14 protein-coding genes and 1 pseudogene are annotated in these 20,231 nt (G+C 41.8%); 6 read left to right on the top strand and 9 right to left on the bottom strand.

What is annotated here, in order from left to right; translation table 11 throughout:
- Positions 1-670 precede the first annotated feature (670 nt).
- Both BCU91_RS20475 and BCU91_RS00610 read left to right on the top strand, forming a co-directional pair.
- A pseudogene (locus BCU91_RS20475) lies at positions 671-832 on the top strand (ISAs1 family transposase); the annotation flags it as partial.
- Between the two features lie 335 nt (positions 833-1,167).
- Positions 1,168-5,109 carry a rhombosortase-dependent M36 family metallopeptidase gene (locus BCU91_RS00610; protein ID WP_102437645.1) on the top strand — a complete coding sequence of 1,314 codons (3,942 nt, stop codon included), beginning with the start codon at positions 1,168-1,170 and terminating at the stop codon, positions 5,107-5,109.
- Positions 5,110-5,221: 112 nt separating this feature from the next.
- Here the strand turns inward: BCU91_RS00610 and BCU91_RS00605 are convergent, their stop codons facing one another.
- From BCU91_RS00605 to BCU91_RS00575, 7 genes are all read right to left on the bottom strand, one after another.
- On the bottom strand, positions 5,222-5,854 hold the full coding sequence (locus BCU91_RS00605) for a hypothetical protein (RefSeq protein ID WP_102437643.1): 633 nt from the start codon (positions 5,852-5,854) through the stop codon (positions 5,222-5,224).
- 252 nt (positions 5,855-6,106) lie between these two features.
- Positions 6,107-9,274: a CusA/CzcA family heavy metal efflux RND transporter gene (locus BCU91_RS00600; RefSeq protein ID WP_102437641.1), complete on the bottom strand. Its 3,168-nt coding sequence runs from the start codon at positions 9,272-9,274 to the stop codon at positions 6,107-6,109.
- Positions 9,275-9,287: 13 nt separating this feature from the next.
- The gene (locus BCU91_RS00595) at positions 9,288-10,637 is read right to left on the bottom strand and encodes an efflux RND transporter periplasmic adaptor subunit (protein WP_241903496.1); all 1,350 of its coding nucleotides are present in this window, start codon (positions 10,635-10,637) and stop codon (positions 9,288-9,290) included.
- Positions 10,638-10,799: 162 nt separating this feature from the next.
- The gene (locus BCU91_RS00590; RefSeq protein WP_241903495.1) at positions 10,800-12,167 is read right to left on the bottom strand and encodes a TolC family protein; all 1,368 of its coding nucleotides are present in this window, start codon (positions 12,165-12,167) and stop codon (positions 10,800-10,802) included.
- 225 nt (positions 12,168-12,392) lie between these two features.
- Complete coding sequence (locus tag BCU91_RS00585) at positions 12,393-12,803, bottom strand: hypothetical protein (RefSeq protein WP_241903494.1); 411 nt, start codon at positions 12,801-12,803, stop codon at positions 12,393-12,395.
- A gap of 158 nt (positions 12,804-12,961) precedes the next feature.
- A complete protein-coding gene (locus tag BCU91_RS00580) occupies positions 12,962-13,147 on the bottom strand; it encodes a DUF3012 domain-containing protein (protein WP_102437637.1) in 186 nt (61 codons plus the stop codon).
- A gap of 36 nt (positions 13,148-13,183) precedes the next feature.
- On the bottom strand, positions 13,184-13,537 hold the full coding sequence (locus BCU91_RS00575; protein ID WP_102437635.1) for an STAS/SEC14 domain-containing protein: 354 nt from the start codon (positions 13,535-13,537) through the stop codon (positions 13,184-13,186).
- Positions 13,538-13,709: 172 nt separating this feature from the next.
- On the opposite strand from BCU91_RS00575, the gene arfB reads away from it, so the two are divergent.
- From arfB to BCU91_RS00560, 3 genes are all read left to right on the top strand, one after another.
- The gene (gene arfB, locus BCU91_RS00570; RefSeq protein WP_076538839.1) at positions 13,710-14,126 is read left to right on the top strand and encodes an alternative ribosome rescue aminoacyl-tRNA hydrolase ArfB; all 417 of its coding nucleotides are present in this window, start codon (positions 13,710-13,712) and stop codon (positions 14,124-14,126) included.
- A gap of 129 nt (positions 14,127-14,255) precedes the next feature.
- Positions 14,256-14,699 carry a type II 3-dehydroquinate dehydratase gene (gene aroQ / locus BCU91_RS00565; RefSeq protein ID WP_076538836.1) on the top strand — a complete coding sequence of 148 codons (444 nt, stop codon included), beginning with the start codon at positions 14,256-14,258 and terminating at the stop codon, positions 14,697-14,699.
- 37 nt (positions 14,700-14,736) lie between these two features.
- Positions 14,737-15,129, top strand: a complete 393-nt coding sequence (locus BCU91_RS00560; protein ID WP_102437633.1) for a DUF3859 domain-containing protein — start codon at positions 14,737-14,739, stop codon at positions 15,127-15,129.
- A 1-nt stretch (position 15,130) separates the two neighbouring features.
- On the opposite strand, the gene BCU91_RS00555 is transcribed toward BCU91_RS00560, so the two are convergent.
- On the bottom strand, positions 15,131-17,089 hold the full coding sequence (locus BCU91_RS00555) for a tetratricopeptide repeat-containing diguanylate cyclase (protein WP_102530677.1): 1,959 nt from the start codon (positions 17,087-17,089) through the stop codon (positions 15,131-15,133).
- Positions 17,090-17,519: 430 nt separating this feature from the next.
- On the opposite strand from BCU91_RS00555, the gene BCU91_RS00550 reads away from it, so the two are divergent.
- Positions 17,520-18,527 (top strand): class I SAM-dependent methyltransferase, encoded by a 1,008-nt coding sequence (locus tag BCU91_RS00550; RefSeq protein ID WP_102530676.1) that lies wholly within the window; start codon positions 17,520-17,522, stop codon positions 18,525-18,527.
- Between the two features lie 74 nt (positions 18,528-18,601).
- Here BCU91_RS00550 and BCU91_RS00545 read toward each other — a convergent pair whose 3' ends face one another.
- Positions 18,602-19,810: a hypothetical protein gene (locus tag BCU91_RS00545; RefSeq protein WP_102530675.1), complete on the bottom strand. Its 1,209-nt coding sequence runs from the start codon at positions 19,808-19,810 to the stop codon at positions 18,602-18,604.
- Positions 19,811-20,231 lie beyond the last annotated feature (421 nt).

The following is a 20,231-nucleotide window of genomic DNA, read 5'->3' as shown; positions in this document are numbered from 1 at the left end:
ATACTATTATATAAAAAACCTTTGAATGAATCATGAATCTATCTTTTAAAAAGTAGCCGCCAATAAAAAATAAAAAATAATCAATAACTAATACATTGAAACCAAATACGCCATCAAGTGTTAAATAAACATTAATAAAAGCTTAATTCAAACTTAAATAGACAGGATTTTAATTGACAGATCAAAAAATGAGAAAAACAGCAATTCATACACTCATTAAAAATAGAACGTCATATATCAAACCAATAAAATAGCAGATAACTAATAATCAATTGCTAGCAGAACTAATAAACTCAATAATTAATTAGTATTAAGTTTATAAGGTGGAGGTAATATTGATTTTAAAATTAATACTTAATGGCAATCGCGCCTTGCTTCAGCAATTTTATGATGAGTTTCATTAGCCGCGGTGAGATTGGTATCACAAACAAAATACTTGCGACTTAACTGGGTTAGCCAGTCAGTTTAGTCATCACACCAGCTAATATTGCCAATGTTAATTCACCTTCAAGTGACTCCTTTATCCATGGGGAGTTCGCGAACGTTTTATGAACAATAAAATCTGATTTGACCTAAAGGTTGAGCTGTGATCATATGCTCTCTTTTTCTAGAGTAGCAATCATGAGTACCGACGCATTTTCTCAACATTTTAGCAAGCTGAAAGATCCCGGCGGAGAATTTGGCCTGCATGAGGCATATAACGTTAAGCATGTTGCGTGCGGAAACAACAAAGAAGGCGAGTATTCGTCGGAAACAAAAGATAGCAGCTATGAATATCGACTATTTTGAGAAGGTATTTATGGCTGGTTGCAAAGCTTTGAGCAAAAAATAAACACTCATGCTCTCACCCTGCTCCTTTATCGCTCCATTAGTTCCAGTAATAGAAACTTTACACTAACCCGACCCTACCATTTTTTAACATAAATTTTAGTAAAAATTTATGTTAGATGATTTATTACCCCCGTGAGCATTAAAGTTTTTTTTGCAACTAAAACAACACTATGCGTGCGTAACAAATCTAAATCAAGTCACCAATCCCACAAAAAACATATAGCCGATAATCCGCAAAAAAAAACAATTATTTAACACATCCCTATCTTATGTTACAAAGTGTACACCCTCAGTTTATAGAGGGGCCGTAAAAATTTTAAGGATTAAGGATGAGACATGAACTTTAATAAAACAGCAATAGCCACCGTTATTGGTGCAACTCTTTCAAGTATGTCATTTAGTGCTTTAAGCACTGAATTGAACGAGGCACCAAACTATAAATCATTTGATAAAGCTCAACTTGTTAAAAAGTATAATAAAATTGAAAATGCCGCGACCGTCAGCGGTATGAAAAATCAATTTGATGCTCAGCTAGGTAAAACCACATTCCAATGGGCTGGTAAAAATCAGTCTACGCCAAACTTAGGCGCCCTAAAAACAGCCAACAAAACGGCTTATGCCGCCGATTTTTATTTGGCTCAATTAACGGGTATGTCATCAGCTAAAAGAGGACTGGCTCAAGCGGTTCTAGCAAATACTCATGATATGGGTCGCGGCCCGATTATTGCTAAATATAAGCAAGAAATTGCCGGTGTTGAAGTATTTAACAGTGAATTCAATGTCATGATGGACAGAGAACTAAACCTTGTTGCTTCTTCTGGTTACTTTAGTTCTTCAGCCAATACTAAGTCAGCAGCTTCTATTTTAAAGAATACTGACTCTGCATTTGGTGATGCTGCCAATTCAATAAACGCTGCATTTAAGGCAATGGGTGGCAACAGTAACGCAATAACCCTAGCCTCAAAGTCTTCGAATGGAAAATATGAAACATTTGCCGTGACTAACACAGCTAATGATAAAGTGTTGGTGGGTGAACCTCGCGCAAAGAAAGTATTCTTTGAATATAAAAACAACTTAGTTGCTGCCCACTACGTCGAAATTGAAACAGGCTCTGTGGATAGCCGTGAGTCTGAGTATTTCAGCTACGTCATTTCAGCTAAAACCGGTGAAGTCCTATTTACGAAAAACTTAACCAGTCATGCCGCTGATTTTGATTACCGTATCTACGCTGATGCTGACGGCAAGCCTTGGGATAGCCCACACGGCAATGTGATGCCAGCTCCAGAAGGCAGCGATGTTGACGCTTATCTAACCGCACCTTACTTAGATGCACCATTAGTAGGTTTAAGCCACGGGCCAATTAGCACAATGGACCCTTGGTTAGCAGATGATGCAACAACTACCTCAGGTAACAATGTGAATGCCTATGTTGATGCTGTAGCACCTCAAGGCTTCACCAATGGTGATTACCAAGCAGAAACCACCAGCGCTAACACATTTGATTATGTATACAATGTCAATGAACCTGAGTACTCAATAAACAACCGCAAAGCCGCTATTGTTAATTTATTCTACATGAACAACTACTTACACAATGATTATTATGATCATGGTTTTGATGAAGCAGCAGGTAATGCCCAAGCAGTAAACTATGATCGAGGTGGTATTGAAGGCGATCCGCTCAATGTAGAAGTACAAGATAACTCAGGCTTTGATAACGCTAACATGTCGACCCCTGCTGATGGTGCGTCACCACGCATGCAGATGTATTTATGGGAAACCACTCAAGCTGAAAACGGCGTTGATTATGGTTTAACCATCACTTCTCACGCTGCATTGGGTTTATTAGACATTGTCCAATTTTCAAGTTTTGGTGCCGATGTTTATGAGATCTCGGGCGATTTAGTTCGTATTGAAGATGGTGTTGACCCAATTAGAGATGGCTGTGAAGCTTCTGTGAATGGCGCTGATATTGCTGGTAAAATTGCCATTATTGACCGCGGCGCGTGTAACTTCACCGTGAAAGTTAAAAATGCCCAAGACGCTGGCGCAGTGGCGGTGATTATTGCCAACAACATCGATGATGGTACCCCTGCACCAATGGGCGGAGCTGACGATACAGTCACAATTCCAAGCATGGGTATTAACTTCAGTGACGGCGCTGCTATATATGCGCTTTTAGATGCAAATGAAACTGTTTCTATTGAAATGTTCAAGAATGACCTAACCCGTAACTTTAAAGACAGTTCTTGGGATAACGCCATTGTTGCCCATGAGTGGGGGCACTACATCAGTAACCGTTTAGTCGGTAATGGTTCGGGTTTAAGCAGTAATCAAGCACGTTCTATGGGTGAAGGTTTTGGTGACTTCCATGCATTATTATTTGGCTCAGATGCTGCAGATAACTTAGTAGCAGGTAACGAGGATTACGCTGGCGCATATGGCGATACTACTTATGTAGCAAGCTTTGTAAACGGTATCCGTGAGTTCCCATATTCAACTAATATGGACATTAACCCATCGACATTTGCTTATGTTGAAAGAAATCCACAAGTCCATGGTTCGGGCTCTGTCTACGCTGCAATGTTGTGGGATTCATTTATCGGCTTAGTTAACGATGAACGTCATACCTTCGACGAAGCTAAGAGCTTGATGAAAGACTACTTAGTTGCCGGTTATAAAATGATGCCAATGGCGCCAACCTTTACCGAAGGTCGTGATGCACTCCTTGCTGCAGCCTATGCTAACGATATTGAAGATTATAAAGTGATCTTAGCCGCTTTCGCTAGACGCGGAATGGGTGTCGGCGCGAAGTCACCAAGCCGTTTCTCCACCGACCACGCAGGTGTTGTTGAGTCATATGAAACTGAGTTAGCCACTTACGCAGTAAGTGAACACATGCTCAATGCCAACTACGAAGGCTTGATGTCAGGATATTGTTCAAGCGATAACATTCTTGATAAGGGTGAAACTGGCACCATTAGCTTCACTATTCAGAATAATGGTACTGAAGCATTAGCAGGCCTGACAGGGACTGTTATGGTTGAAAGTGATCATACTGTCACCTTCGCCAATGAAGGAGTTATTAGCTTTGATGATATTGCGCTATTTGGCTCAGCAACCAGTTCACCATTAGAATTTACCCTAGATAACGCAGGAACAGGCGAAGAGCTAGTACTGAAATTTGTACCTGATGTTGCCGAGGGAGCTGAAGCTGATGAATATATGCTATCAACAACGGTTAACGTCGACTTCGAAACTCGCGAGTTAACGGGTACAGAGCAATACGAAGATCTTAACACCCTTTCTAGGTTGAATGACTTTAGCGAGAATGTGATGGCTGGCGGTGATATGGCTGGTGGCACTTTCGGTTTAGATCAATGGGATGAGTTCGATGGGCTCATCTCAGCAACAGGCAATAGCTTTACTTCAGATGTCGCCTATGAAACTCGCCCAATGACTGTGGGTTTCGCAGGGGATTACACCGTTAGTTTCTGGCATTTATATAATTTAGAAGAAGGTTTCGATGGCGCAGTAGTTGAAGTCAGTATCAATGGTGGTGACTGGGTAGATGTTATCGAGGCTGGCGCCACATTTGAAGGCGACGGTTATACGGATACTGGCCTTGAATATACAGAAGCAGCTATTGCTGACCGTGACATGTACTCAGGTATAAACTGGGGTTTTGAAACCATTAACTTTGGTGAATCACTCAACGGTAACCAAGTACAGTTTAGATTCCGCGTAGCCACTGACTCAGCCGTTGTCCCTGACCCATTCTCAGGATTTGCTGCAGGTTGGTATATTGATGATATAACCTTTAGCAATATCCAAACGAGCATTTTCTCAGATGTAGTCGCAGGTGACACTTACGCGTGTGAAAACCGTTTACCAAGCGTCTCGGTCATGGCAAATGCCGCAGAAGTTAATGAAGGTGAAGAAGTGACCTTCACTGCGACAGCAATTGATGCTAATGCTGCAGATACTTTAACCTATGTGTGGGAACAAACCGCTGGTACTGCAGTAACATTCACCACTACAGATACGGCTGAATTAAGCTTTACAGCACCATTAATTGACTCTGGTTCTGAAACACTTGAGTTTACATTGACTGTAAATGATGGTGTAGCTGATGTAGTAACACCTATATCTGTGACGGTTAGTGACATTCCAGTTGTAACAGAGACCCCAAAAGCTAAATCACCTTTTGGTGGTGGCTCTATGGGTTGGTTAGGATTGATATTATTACCATTTGCAGCGCTTCGTCGCCGTAAATAAGGATTAATAAATGCTAAAAGCCACAACAACTTGTTGTGGCTTTTTTATTTGTTCGCTGATTTAAAATCTTATTTACTGTCGTATTTTAAAACTCGTATTTAAAAATTAGCATTTAAAACTCCGGAACATGAGCTTTGCCACTATAGTCGACCTCTAACTCAACCACGCTAAATCGCACATCTTTGGCTAACTGTTTATACCAAGCATACAAATCTTCATCAGCAGAATGGGGAGCAAGTCGATAGGTTTCTTTAGCTATGTTATCTATAGAAAAGTCGCTTTCAAGCCACTGCGGAGTGACAGTTGAGATAATAACAAAAGAGCCTTTCACAACGCCGTAGTCATTCATTTGCATATTAAACAGTGACTGACCGGTTTTGATAACCACATTATCCGTAATAAATTTTTCATTATTGATTGCCACAGAATACTGAGATGGCTCACCTGCTGCAGAAGTTTGAGCTGTAGATAAAGCGTTGATCTTCTTCTGTTTTTCAGTTTCAATGTTGGCAGTCAGGGGTTCTGTCAGGCTTACTGTATCGACAGCATTTAACGTCGCGGGGTTTGCCTCACTTTCCTTACTGGTACTCTTGTTACTAGCCTTGTTCATGTCTGAATTAATGTCCGAGTTAGCGGCTGAGTTAATGGCAGAATTAGCGGCTGAGTTAATTTCCACTTCTTGAGGCTTATCAGCACTGCAGCCACAAAGTGCGACCAATGACGCTAGCATAATTACTTTTTTCATTACTTCCCTTAACGAAATAGATTATTCCCTTCCACTTTACCCTGCCTTAGTCAAAGTAACAAATACGCAAACTTATATTTGTTCAACCCAAATATATGAATTAAAACGAGACAGTTTTGTCGATTCAGTGAGCTTATAAACGCCTTATTGATGATGATTAATCACCAATAGAGAAGCCGGAGCACTGCAACTACACTGGTAGTTACAGTACTCACACCCATACAGGAAAATTGTTACCTGACTTAAAGCTGGCTACTTTCTGCGATAGATCCACTGATACATAGTCGGTAATACCAACAGCGTCAGTGCGGTTGAACTAAACAGTCCGCCGATAATCACTATCGCTAAGGGTTGCTGAATTTCACTGCCGACACCTGATGAGATCAAGATGGGAATTAAGCCTAAAGCAGAGGTTAGCGCGGTCATTAATACCGGACGTAATCTACCAACAGTGCCCTCATAGACGCTATCAAATAGACTTTCATCACCGTCAGTAGCTTCAACAGTTAACCGGCGTTGGTTAATCGAATCCACCAGCACCACCCCGTTTAGCACCGCAACGCCGAATAAGGTGATAAACCCGATAGAGCTAGGCACAGACAGATAAGTGCCCGTGACATAAAGCGCTACTACACCACCAATCAAGGCTAACGGCACATTAGCCATAATCAAGGCGACTTGTTTGATCGAGCCAAAGGAGAAAAACAATAACAAGGCAATTAGGCCAATTGATATTGGCACCACTAACATCAATTTTTGTTGCGCGCGTTGTTGGTTTTCATATTGACCGCCAACGACAACGGTATAGCCTGCAGGCAATTCAGCTTGCGGCACAATGGCATAGATATCATTAACCACTGAACCCATATCACGACCCGAAACGTTTGCTTGTACCACAACACGTCTTTGCACATCATCACGGCGAATATTCGGTGGCGCCATTTCAACGCCCACTTCAGCCACTTCCCCTAATCTCACTTGGGTGCCATTTACGCCCATCATGATCAAATTACCTAATACATCAGGTGAGCTACGGTACTCTTTCGCTAAACGTACGTTAATATCGTAGCGTGCATTACCATCAATCACTTGGCCAGCACTCACACCACCAATACCTTGGCTAACAAGGTTCATCACTTGATCGACACTTAACCCATATCGAGCCAGTTGATCGCGAAGTGGCCTAATAACCAATTGCGCTTCACCACTGACTTGCTCAAGTGATACATCTACAGCGCCAGGAATAGCACTGACAAGCTCAGTAAGTTGTTGACCTTTTTCAGATAGCACATCTAAATCTGGACCAAAAATCTTAATGGCTAATTGCGCTTTAACCCCTGACAATAATTCATCAACGCGGGTGGCAATAGGCTGTGAGAAAGTAAACAATAATCCTGGGAAGATACTCAGCTTTTCTTCCATCAAATGTTGTAGCTCAAAGCGATCGCTGGCGCTTTGCCATTCACTGACGGGCTTTAAGCCAATGTATATTTCAATGTTACTCACTGGTTCAGGATCGCCGCCTAGCTCAGGTGCGCCAATACGACTTAGCGCATATTCCACCTCAGGAAAGTCCATTAGCATGGCTTCAATTTTAGGAGCAATGTCGAGCGATGTCCCTAGACTTGCCGTTGGCGCAAGCGTGACACGTAAGTTGATGGTGCCTTCTTCAAGTTCAGGGACAAACTCTGTGCCTAAACGTGGCACTAACATCATGCTGGCAATAAACAACACCACGGCGGTGCCCATCACTGTCACTGGACGATTCATGATTGATGCGAGTAATTTACGGTAACCTGCTTCAATCGGCGCTAAAACCACGCTTTTTTTGATGGTAACGCCACGATTAAATAGATATACCGCCATCGCGGGTACGGCTATTAATGCCACTAACAAGGCTGAAATCATCGCCAGAATGATACTTACCGCCATTGGCTGGAATAATTTACCTTCTACCCCCTCAAGTGCAAATAACGGAGCAAATACCACAATGATAATCGCAGTAGCAAAGAAGATTGGGCTACATACTTCTTTAGCTGCTTTCATCACTTTGGCAACGGTAGATGTTAAGTCAGTCGTTTTGGAATCAGTATTTGATCCATCCGCTAAGGTGCCTTCCTTTCTGGTTAAATGCTTGAAAATATTCTCAACCATCACCACTGAGCCATCAACTAACATCCCGATGGCAACAGCTAAACCGCCCAAAGACATCAAGTTAGCAGACATGCCGTAATACGACATGATAAGTAGTGCCATACCAATAGAGATCGGGATAGACAGTAATACCAGTAAGGTCGCTCTGATGTTGACTAGAAATAACGCTAAGATGATGACAATAAAGAAAAATGCCATTAATAAAGCATTCACCACGGTCGTCACTGCTTGTTTAACCAGATCAGATTGATCGTAAAACACCTCAAACGATACGCCTTCCGGTAGCGATTGTTCAATTAAGGCCACTCTGTCACTGATATCATCAATGGTCGCTTTAGTATTTGCGCCCATGCGCTTAAGTACGACACCCGCGACCACTTCACCCAAGACTTCGACTTTATCATCTTGCTTTCTAGTCATAGTCACGGCGCCAACACGAATTTCACTGCCATAAGCCACTGTCGCAATATCTGCTACCCGTACAGGCGTGCCGCTGACTTCGGTTAATGAAATTTGGCCAATGGCTTTAAGCCCTGCATCACCAGCAGGCAATAAACCGTAGCCACGAACAACTAGCTGTTCCTGACCTTGATCCATAAACCAGCCGCCCGCATTACGGTTATTGCTTTCTAATGCATCGGTGACTTGCTGCATTGTCAGGCCATAACTGAGCAATTTATTGGGATCAATTTGTACTTGATATTGACGAACATCACCGCCAAAAGATAACACTTCAGTGACACCACTCACTGGCATCATGATCAATTTGACTAAGTAATCATTAAGACTACGAAGCTCTGCAGCGTCGACACCTGACTCTGGTGTTGCACGCAAAATATATTGATATATCTGCCCTAGCCCTGACGTATTAGGGCCAATTTCTGGCACCCCGACGCCGTCTGGGATCATTTCACGGGCAGCTTGCAGTTGTTCAAACACTTGCTGACGAGCAAAGTAAATATCGGTGCCTTCAGCAAATACCACTGTCACTATCGACAAACCGGTGCGAGATAATGACCTCACTTCAGTCACTGCAGGCAAGGCATACATTGCCGATTCAACCGGGTAACTGATCAGTTTTTCAACTTCTTCTGCCGCCAAACCTTCAGCCGCGGTATTGACAGTGACTTGTACATTGGTGACATCCGGAAAAGCATCGAGATTGAGTTTGGGTAACATAAACGCACTGGCTACAGCGATACATAGCAAGGCTAAGCCGACAAGCAATCGGTTACGGATGGCAGACTCTATCAATTTAGCTAACATGGCTTATTCCTTCCTAGTGGTTGTGGATATCAAAACCGGCTTTCGCCAATTCAGATGCCAACAGGAAAGCACCGCTAATCACTACCTGACTGTTTGGTGCCAGTCCGGTAACCATGTTCATGCCACGTTGACGTTCAACGACTTCAACTTCTACCGCTTCAAAGCCATCCTCAACTTGAATAAACACCTGCCAATCTCCATCACCGCCGCGAGTTAGTGCTGCGTCGGGTAACACCACACCGCCATTAAGCGCATTAGGTAAATATAATTCGGCAAATTGCCCTGCATGCAAGCCGTACTCAGTATTATTGATACTGACAAGCACTTGCTCGGTACGTGTAATCGGGTTGAGTTCATGCGAACGACCAATAATCGTGCCTTCAATCGAGACCTTGCCCACCTTTACCATGGCTTTATCGCCAGATTCAATACCATCAGCTTGTATAGCTGACAGTTGCGCTTCAACCCATAAGTGCGACTCATCAGTTAACTGCATTAATGGCGCACCGCCTGCAGATACTTGCCCTAACATGGCGACATCTTGTTGAACACGGCCACTAATGGGTGCCAGTAATTTGAAACTACCTATTTCACTCGGCTTTGAAGTTAACGCCACTATCTGTTCAGGCGACATTTTAATTGCTTCAAGGTTTGCTCGGGTTAACTCGGCTTGAACTTGAGCCAGTAAGCGCCGACTGGCCGTTACGGTATTCTTATTCATGCGATTTACTCGGCTCAACTCAGCGGCCGCTGTAATATAATCAGCCTGAGCTTGCGCAACTGCGACCCCCCCTAAGGTCAACAGTACTTGTCCTAGAGTCACTTCTTGCCCCGGTACGACGTGGCGCTTTAATACTCTGACATCTAATTGCGGCGCTATGGTCATGGTGCGATCGCGATCGACAATCAATGTGGCAGTAGCAACATCATCTAAATTAAACGTGCCAGCACTGAGGCTGACAACATTAATACCAGCAAGTTGTTGTTGCTGTTCGCTTAATACCAGCGCTTCATCACTGTGATCATCGACTGTGTCATTACTTTTTTCGACTAGAGCTGCAGCTGTCTCAGTTACGCCTTTTTCATCTTGGGGTTCATTATTTTCAGGAGCCTGCTCTTCTGTCACATGAGCTTCTGCAGCATGCTCTTCACTGCTGTGGATATTTGCCTGTGCAGCATCCGTATTAGCGTAAACACATCCGCTCATACCAACAGCCATACCAACAGTCACAGCCATCAATAACCCAAAGCTAATACTTCTTAAAAAACCACCTTTGAGACGGTTTGAGTAGGTCGCACTTATGTCATCCGATTTAAATTGATAAATCGCCTGTGTAGAAGGATTTAGTTGCATATTTTTCATCTTTATTACCTATGTGTCCCGCAGTTATTGCGGGGGTTTACTGATATAAAAGCGGTTATTGATAACGCTTTGCGATAGCGTTCATTTGCGACTGTTTATCGGTTCATAAACGTCAATCAACAACATAAGAATGCTTAATATTCAGTAACTAATATAGTGGGTTTAATTGGCTATTTTTAGTGATTGGGTCATATCCCTTGAGGTCAATTGCTCACGCAATATTTGCTCAAGCTGACCACTATTGCCCATCCAAGCAAGCCAATTTTCATACAAGCTTGCCTCCAGCCTTAAGCCGGCAATGTAGCTACTGCTCATTTGCTGCTGACTTTGCAAATAGTCGCTGGTGGCAATATCGCCACTACGCCATTGCGTCGATAAAGCAGAGGATGCAGCCTGACCTGATTTTTGCACCAAATCCTCCCACTGCTGATATCGTTGTAACAACCGCGGCACCGCTCGATTAAATTGCATCCATTGCTGCTGCATGAGTCGCTCTTCCACTAAATAAGCTTGCTCTGCGATGCTAATATCTTCGCTGGCGGTGGCGATTGCATCACTGTAGTTATTGCGAATTTGCAATGGAATTGAGACACCAACAGCAAACTTATTGTCACTGCCTTCGCGCTCAGCACTTAAGCTAATGCTTGGGTCTTCAGCGAGATCAGCTTTCATTTGGTTTACTGTCAGCTTGGTGAGCATCACTTGTTGATAAGCACTTTTTAATGCTGGCAATTGCGGCGATACCGATTGAAAACTCGGAATTTTAGCTAAGGCAAGGTAGTCAATATTCAGTAAATTATGGGTCATGACTTCAGCAGATTGAGATGGGTTTGAAAATAATATTGGCCCTAATAGGCCATAAACGGCAGTTTCTGCGTTGAGCATTTCTTGCTCTGCAATCGCTAAGTCAGCAGCATTATTGGCCACATCCAATTGCATCAGTTGCAGCTCAACCATTGAGATATCGCCCACTTCAGCACGCTGTTTAGCAAGCGCTAATTGCCTTTGGGCTGAATCAAATTGCTGCTGATTAAATGCCAACAATTTCTGATTCTGTTGTAGGTTAGCCAATGCCAGTAACTGCTGCGATAATAACTGACTGCGGTTAAGTTCAATTGAAGCTAGCACCATTTCAGATTCTAACTGTGCCACTCGAACCGCTTCACCGCGTTTATCACTCCAATCAATGGTTTGACTCACTGCGATTGAGTAAGTGTCATCACCGGGGGCGTTTTGATAATCCAAGCCAAGCTCTGGATTATAAATGGCATTATCTGCCGAAGTTAACGCCAGCTTAGTTTGCTTCATCAACACTTTCTGGGCTCTCACCTCAGGCAGTTGCTCAAATTGCGTCATTAACTCGGGGAGCCACACATTCACACTTGAATGAACTGCTGTTTGTGATTGCGTTAGTGCCGCGAGACTCCCATTAGAGCCAATATTTTTGTCGACATCAGGTGTCGAACTATGCGCGTTAGCTGCAAATAGCGGTATCGCAATTGCAGTCGCAATGAGGGTTTTTCTCATCATAAATCCTAGATTTCAGTATTAACTGAAACGCTATTGTCAAATTTACGATTAATATTTTTCAGTAAAAAATTATCTAAGTTCAGTGTGTTAGTACTGCTAAAAGCGACAGACACATACACAGTTTCTCATTTAGCCAATAAAGACTAGATGGCACTACTGAGCTGAATTGATACAAATTAGATAATGGTGAGAAATAATATTAATCACATAAAAATCAAAAAGGATTTATGCGATAGGGGGGCGGTAACTTAGACGAGATTCAGGCGGTAAGTAATCTTCAATGAAGGTTTTTGGTGATTCAGAAAAGGGAATACTTGGCAGCAGATTAGCCACAATGCCAATGGCAGTGGCTGAACCACCGTGACACTGACAATCTAAACAAAGCTCATAGCTTTGGTTTTGAGTATTATCATTGGTCGCATGTTGATGGTCTGCTACGGCAAATAAACTATCAACATCATTCTTATCACAAATATCTACTGGGGCAGAAAAAACCAAATGTGAATGATTTACGTCTTCTTGTTCGCTTTCTCCAAGATGCAGTTGATGCCCGCCAAAGTTAGTACTGAAAAACTGCAGTAACATAACGGCGATCATATACTTGGCATATTTTTGAATAACGACCAATGAGTGCAAAGCGTACCTTAGTGGTTCTGAGTGATTAAATCTTAGCGATTAAGTTGTGTAACTGAATCGGTAAATATGACTGCGAGTGTAACTGAAAGTTCACCACTCGCGACCATTAAATTCATCAAGCAATACTTAGATCACAAATTATCATGCTAAAAAATCAATTAAAATACACAATGCTTCGCATAATCAGCCGCTTCATTAGCAGTCCAATCACCGCTAGGTTTTTCTTTCATTTGCTTACACCACGCCTCACTGCCTACTTCTGGTGAACAGGCACTTAGACCGATAATTAATAAACCTGCGCTTAATACAGCGGCGATTTTTGAATATGATTGTGTCACTGACATATTTTCTACTTCCTTGAGATAATTAACCAAATATAATTATTGTTGTAGCCAAGCTATGGCTTGCTGCTTTTGTTCAAGTGGAAACCATGCCACTTCGCCCTGCATAAAAGGGCCGAGTAAATTTACCGCATTACCAACCCAGTCAGGGCCGCCGACAAACACTAATGCATCAAAATGGGGTAATTGCACTTTATCGCCCCCAGACAAGGAGCTGACATCCCAACCTTCAAGTAACACGTCCGCCTCTATGTATAAGAAAACCTTACCAGTTTGCTCGCGATAGTCTGTGATTAAAGGTTGTAGTTGAGTGCGATAGTCTTGGGTAGATAAACGCCCACTAACGAATAAGCTAATAACGCCTTTAGCGATATCGGGGATTTGGCACAACATAAAGCAACTCCAAACGGTCAATGTGGCCTAGTTTCTAGATAATTATTGATAGTAACAAATCTTATCCGCAGTACTAAACAAAAGTTTGTTAAACTCAAGTGGTAACAAACAATAAACTCGAATCAGCCCCCTTAAATAGACCCAAGTAAATGGTAAAAAGTAGAATCATATAATGATCAAGATAACCAACAGCGTCAGCATCGAAGATAATGAAATTGAATGGCAATTTATCCGTTCAAGCGGCGCTGGTGGGCAGCACATTAATAAAGTTTCCACTGCAGCGCAGATTATTTTTGACATACGTCAGTCATCGCTACCTGAGTTTTATCAGCAAAAGCTATTGGCCAAAGCCGATCATCGCATTACTAAGAGCGGTAAAGTGATCATAAAATGCCAACAAAGCCGCAGCCAAGATTTTAATCGTCAGCTGGCATTAGAGCAGTTTATTGAGCTAGTAAAAAGTGTCGGTATAGTGCAAAAAAAACGTATTGCCACCAAAGCAACTAAAGGCAGTCAACGCCGCAGAGTCGATGCCAAAAAGCAGCGCGGCGCTACGAAAGCGCTACGAAAAAACAAATCTGATTATTAAGCTGCAATCGTTTTCAAACTCGCCTTAATACAGCCATGAAAATTTATCCACTTATGGCAATAATTACATGATAAATTAACCTTATTCGGTATTATCAATACTCATCAGTAGCAATTTTAAGGAAAGTGCATGACGCCCAAAGCCAAGATTTTACTAGTTAATGGCCCTAATTTAAATTTATTAGGCCGTCGTGAGCCAGGCCTTTATGGCAGCGATAACTTAGACACCATTGTGGCAAAGTGTCAGTCTCAAGCCCATGGTGCCGAATTAGACTTTGATCATATCCAGTCTAATGCCGAACATGCACTTATCAATGCGATTCATGCCACTGATGCCAAGTTTATTGTGATCAATCCTGCCGCCTTTACCCACACCAGTGTCGCCCTGCGCGATGCACTGCTTGGGGTGAATATTCCGTTTATTGAAGTCCATATTTCAAATGTTCATGCTCGCGAGCCTTTTAGACATCATTCTTATTTATCAGATAAAGCGGTCGGGGTAATTTGCGGCTTAGGCATTCAGGGCTATGAGTTTGCAATGCAAGCCGCTATTAGCCAGCTGAGCAAGGATTAAAGAAAGGACTAGCGTTAGCTATAGAGATCTACAAGATATGAGTAAATTAAAAGCAGATGTCAGTATTATTCAAGCGGGGATTTTCAGTCAATGGGATTCTGATAGTGATGAACTGCCAAGATTTTTAAAAGCCACCGTACATGTGCCTGCTGAAATAGACATTGAATTTGGCTTTGTCACCCGTATTCGCAAAGCCAAAAATCAAGTGTTAGGTTACTGTATTTATCACCCCGATATTCCCGATGCAGAAGGCAATATTCAAGCGCCTTTCGATGGTGAAGTGTACATCAAAGAAAACGATTGGAAGTTTTACCTTGGAGACTGTATTTGGGCGCCAATTGACAACAAAGTCGGCAACTGGCGCATGACCCTAGAGCTAAACGGCAAAGTTATCGCCGATAAAACCTTTAAAGTGCATTTGCCTGAATAAGTTATTTTTCCGCAATAACCGCGCAATTGCGTCCAGCTTGTTTAGCTTGGTATAACGCGGTATCGGCAAGTTTGAGGATTGAATCCCACTCTTCGACTAGCCTTTTGGCTGTTGTCGGTCGACTTGCGCCAATCGATACTGTCACCACTAAATCAGCAGCTGGAGTTATAACGGCTTCAGTGCTAATAGCCTGATTAAAACGGCTTAACACTTCATCCAGAGAGGTGGGGTCGGCTTCGTCAACTTGCAATAATATAATAAACTCTTCACCGCCCCATCGTACTAATACATCCCCTTTACGAATGCTGTTCGATAAACGCTTGGCCACTTCTGTGAGCACGATATCCCCAGTATCATGACCATAATTATCGTTCACTTTTTTAAAGTTATCGCAGTCAATCATCAACATACAATAATAAGCATTCGGAAATGCGGTTAGCTCATGATGAATAAAGTGCTCGATATAGCGGCGGTTGTGTAGTCCTGTGAGTTGATCGTTATTTGAAGCTTTATACAAACTTTTATTTGATGTTCGCAGGCTATCGATGTTCTTTTCACTTAAAAAGTAACGTCTAATTAATAACACTAAGCCAATAGCTAAAATAGCCAAAGCTAACAACCATATTCTTTCTTGTAGCTCTTTTTTATCAAGTGTGGCGGCCTTCAGTTCATTTTCTGCGGTTAATAAGGCAATTTTTTCATCTTGAAGCTGGCCTTCATACAAGGCTTTTAAGGCAAATAACTGTTCTTCACGCTGATTGAAAAGCAGCTTTTGGGTGCCTTCATAATAAGTGGTTAATTGCTCAATGGCCTCAGGGTATCGCTGCTGTGCTTGATAGACTCGCGCCAATAATTCATAGGACTTTAATAGTGAGTCTTGGTTATCAATGGCCTTAAGCCCGGCCATGGCATTGTTGGCATAATCACCAGCAGTGGCGCTATCACCCTTAAATAAACTGACCTCGCCGAGACCCATTAAGCATTCGTTATAAGGTAATTGATCATGCACTTGCTTCGCGAGCTCAACACATTCCATTGCCACTGGCTCAGCCTCAGCAAAGAGTTGCTGACTAATTAATAAGTGGGTCTGGGTCATTAAGGCGTTGACAATAAGCTGGTTATTATTGGACTCCCGTGCCACGGCAATGCTTTTTTCACTGTATTGGGTCGCCGCTTCTATATCATTAATTTCTAGCATATTGTTACTAGCATTACTGTATAGGATCACTAAGTACTCAAAGCTGACATTATCACTTTTAAGATATAACTCAGTGGCTTTTTTATTGTATTCAATCGCGCTAGGCCAATCTTCAACCATAGAATAAAGCACTGATATATTTGAATATAACTTAAATACAAAATCGCTATTATTGGTGGTTTCAGCCAGTTTAATCGCTCTTTGATAATCCTCAATCGCCAATTCATACGCTAAACTTCGCGAGTGAATTATGCCGCGAACATTAAGTGCACGAGCCAGTAAGCGGTTATAATGCAGTTGTTCAGCTAAGCTAATCGCTTGCTCTATCAGTCGCAGCGCTTTTTTACCTTCACTTTTTCTCGCCGCCAAGGTGCCTTTAATGGTTAAGCCTTCAGCCATAATCCAGTCTTGGCCACGATCAAGGCCAAATTGATATAAGGTTTTAGCTGTTTGCTCCGCCGCCTCAACATCAGACAGTACAAATTGAATGTTATAAAGGATCAGATAATAAATAGTATGAAAATAGTCATTATCATCGATGACACCTTGAGATTTAAGTTGCTCTAAAGCCGTTAAACTCCCCTCAGGATCTTTATCAGCCTCATGATATAACTTAGTTAATTGTTGGCCGTGTTCACTGCTGGCGATCTCATCTAATAGATCAAATGCGGCAGGCTTTTCTGCACTAGCAGATGTCGCAAAAATACAGCAAAAGAACAGCAATAAAGCAGGTAATAGTTTATGGCGCAGCAGGTGATTCAAGTGAACCTCGTCGTTTACAACTAACTAAATCGAAAAATTAATCAAATAGCGAATACTTGGAATAACTAAAGCAGAGAACCGCTACGGCATACTCTTGAGTTGACGGAGCATAAATGGTCTTACAACCCCAACTTAGAGTCATCTGCTATTTCGCTCGACAATTACAATATAAAAAACTATTTCGATTATTTTCAGATATTTACAGGATGTAAAAAGGTAACAGATTTCGTTAAAGAGTGTGGATATTTTCGATGAAAAATATGGCTAAGGCTACAATTTGTTACTTTTAAAAATAAATATGAGAGCTTGATTTCAGTGCTTGTTACAGAGGGCATATAAATCCTCCTTCAGAAGCGGTAACACATACCGACAAGTAACTCGAAGCTTGATATAATCCCTTTTTGCCTTTTTAATGCTAACGAGCACAATTATGTCATTGCAGTCTTCTCTTACTCACGCCATTAATCAACGCGCTGAATTTTTTAAACAAGCAGCGCTTCAACAAACCGATTGTTTTCGGGTATTTCATGGCACAGTTGAAGGCGAAAATGGTCTTAATATTGACCGTTATGGTAATGCATGGCTCATTCAAACATTCCATCAGACCTTAACTGAGCAACAGCTTGCGCAAATAACTGAAGTCCTTAACGCACATATTGAGTTACCTATTATCTACAATGACCGTGCTAAACGTAATTCACGCATTGAAAATAATCTTGCTGATGACTTCAATGACTTTGCCTGTTCAGAGCAAGTTATCCAAGAAAATGGCATCAAGTTCACCTCAAAATTACGCCATGAAGGCCAAGACCCGTTATTGTTTCTCGATATGCGTATCGGTAGAGAATATGTAAGAGCCAATAGCCAAGGCAAAACCGTGCTAAACCTATTTTCATACACTTGCGGTATTGGCACTGCAGCAGCCATGGGCGGTGCAACTCGGGCAGTTAATGTGGATTTCTCATCATTTGCTTTGGCTGCGGGTAAAAAGAATGCTGAGCTCAATGAGGTGGCTGATACTTGTGAGTTCATTCAAAGCGATGCCTTTCCTGCGCTGCGTCAATTAGCTGGTCTTAAGGTTGGTGGGCGCCGCGGGCAAAAATTACCTAAGTACCCTAAGTTAGCTGCGACTCAATTTGATTTGGTATTTTTAGATCCGCCACGTTTTGCAAAAAGCCCATTTGGCACCGTTGACCTGATTAATGATTACCAAGGCTTATTTAAGCCTGCCATGCTAACAACAAAAAGTGGTGGCACCATAGTGTGCTGTAACAATGTCGCCAAAGTGGAACGACAAGCCTGGCTCAACAGCTTAGTGCGCTGTGTTGAAAAACAAGACCGCAGTGTCAGCTCAATTGAATGGTTAAATTGCCATGAAGACTTCCCTTCTTTTGATGACAACCATCCCCTTAAGATTGTCGCACTAACTATTGATTAATTAATTCATAATGATAAAAAAGCCAGCTGACCTCTATGATGCAAGCTGGCTTTTTCTTTTTAAATCGTAATAACCTACTGCTCAGCAAGCCCTTTTCTAGCAACTGAGTTTAACCAATTGAGTTTGGCTAAATATTTCTGCTGGTTTTCCCCTAGGGATGTTAACGTCAACGCCTCTTTCAAGCTCTGCTTAGCTGCATAGGGTTTTCCCTGTGCATTGAGCGCCTTGGCTAACTCATAATAGGCCTGATGGAAATAAGGGCTATTTTTGATGAATTTTCTAAAGAATATCTCTGCTGCTCGGTAATCTTTTAACGCTAACGCTTCTATTCCCATGCTATACCAGCCATAAGGGCTTTCATTTTCCAGATCCAATAATTGCTGACTAATACTCTGCGCTTCATCTATTCGACCTTGAGAATTCAGAACAAAGCTGTAATTACTTAATAGACTTAGTGAGTTAGGCTTAAATTGCAAACCATACTGATAATAGGCTTCGGCAATATCATAGGCTTCAATACGGCGGTGTACTACTGCCATCATATTAATCAAGGGTACATAATCCGGTGCTAATGACAGGCCTTTTTGCATTAACGCAAAAGCTAATTCAAGCTTATCATCCAATAAGGCATCAGCAGCTAAATTACGGTAAAACATGGCTAAAAATTGACTGTCTGATACCACGCCACCATTGCGGTCGTTACGATCAGGAAAGTAATCAATCACAGAGAACTCTCCGCCATATAGATATAAATTTGATTTTGAATCACTGCTATCAACCTCATAAAGAAAGGTACGGACATGATCCGATGACACCATCAAATCCTTGGTGATGACGGTCACAAGGGGCGCACTATGCACTACTTGAAAAACAGCTTTAACATTTAAGAATTTTGCGACGCCATAGGTCAACATAGCTAGAGACATACAATTACCAGATTTATTTAACCACGCATCACTGGCATTAAAGTTTGAACCTTCATAGTTAAAATTAACCACTTTTTGACCAATAAATTGACTCACTTTTTTTCTATTGGGTAAAGCAGCAATTTCTTCATCGGCAATAAACGCCAATAACTCCCGCTCTTGTATCGGTGTTAGTTGAGTCAAACTCTCAATGGATGGCACAGTATATTTACTGGCTTGAAGTTGGAGTAAACTACTCGCAGCAGGCATTTTTACATCAACTGATAAGTTTTTTTGGGACATTGAACTGCACGCAGATAAGCTCAATAGACTGATGACAACGATACTAAATCGGTATATCTCTTGTTTGATAAACATCCTGTAAACCCTTCTCCTTAAGCATATCTTCACTCAACTTAATCACTCAGCACATGTAGCGACTCACATGTGTAAAAATTAAGCTAACATGATTTTGATATGAGACAAATACATTCATTAGCCCAATCCTGATAAAGGAAGCCTATACTTGATGACGTCTAGTACTTACCACCTTAAGTGTAAACACTTGATTAATTGAGCATTTCACCTTAAGCCCTATAATTATTTACCCTTAATAACGCTCATCGTTTAACCCATTAAGTTTTACTATTTCTTCGCGCTTATCCCTCGCAAAAGTTAACCTCTGAACAAGCAAAATTGAATTTATCAATTAAACTTAGGCCCATGGTTCATTTTTACGCACAGTGGAACGAGCCATACATTTCGCTTTAAAAATTATAAATACCTTATTTTTATAATT

This window comes from Shewanella sp. 10N.286.52.B9 (assembly GCF_002873635.1).
Classification (GTDB): domain Bacteria; phylum Pseudomonadota; class Gammaproteobacteria; order Enterobacterales; family Shewanellaceae; genus Shewanella.
This window is presented reverse-complemented; position numbering and strand designations above follow the sequence as displayed.

Excerpts from the sequence above, each read along its gene's own strand:
- arfB (WP_076538839.1), top strand. The coding sequence starts at position 13,710 with ATGATCAAGATAACCAACAGCGTCAGCATCGAAGATAATGAAATTGAA.
- BCU91_RS00545 (WP_102530675.1), bottom strand. The coding sequence starts at position 19,810 with ATGTTTATCAAACAAGAGATATACCGATTTAGTATCGTTGTCATCAGT.
- BCU91_RS00610 (WP_102437645.1), top strand. The coding sequence starts at position 1,168 with ATGAACTTTAATAAAACAGCAATAGCCACCGTTATTGGTGCAACTCTT.
- aroQ (WP_076538836.1), top strand. The coding sequence starts at position 14,256 with ATGACGCCCAAAGCCAAGATTTTACTAGTTAATGGCCCTAATTTAAAT.
- BCU91_RS00600 (WP_102437641.1), bottom strand. The coding sequence starts at position 9,274 with ATGTTAGCTAAATTGATAGAGTCTGCCATCCGTAACCGATTGCTTGTC.
- BCU91_RS00580 (WP_102437637.1), bottom strand. The coding sequence starts at position 13,147 with ATGTCAGTGACACAATCATATTCAAAAATCGCCGCTGTATTAAGCGCA.
- BCU91_RS00550 (WP_102530676.1), top strand. The coding sequence starts at position 17,520 with ATGTCATTGCAGTCTTCTCTTACTCACGCCATTAATCAACGCGCTGAA.
- BCU91_RS00575 (WP_102437635.1), bottom strand. The coding sequence starts at position 13,537 with ATGTTGTGCCAAATCCCCGATATCGCTAAAGGCGTTATTAGCTTATTC.
- BCU91_RS00560 (WP_102437633.1), top strand. The coding sequence starts at position 14,737 with ATGAGTAAATTAAAAGCAGATGTCAGTATTATTCAAGCGGGGATTTTC.
- BCU91_RS00605 (WP_102437643.1), bottom strand. The coding sequence starts at position 5,854 with ATGAAAAAAGTAATTATGCTAGCGTCATTGGTCGCACTTTGTGGCTGC.
- BCU91_RS00590 (WP_241903495.1), bottom strand. The coding sequence starts at position 12,167 with ATGATGAGAAAAACCCTCATTGCGACTGCAATTGCGATACCGCTATTT.
- BCU91_RS00595 (WP_241903496.1), bottom strand. The coding sequence starts at position 10,637 with ATGAAAAATATGCAACTAAATCCTTCTACACAGGCGATTTATCAATTT.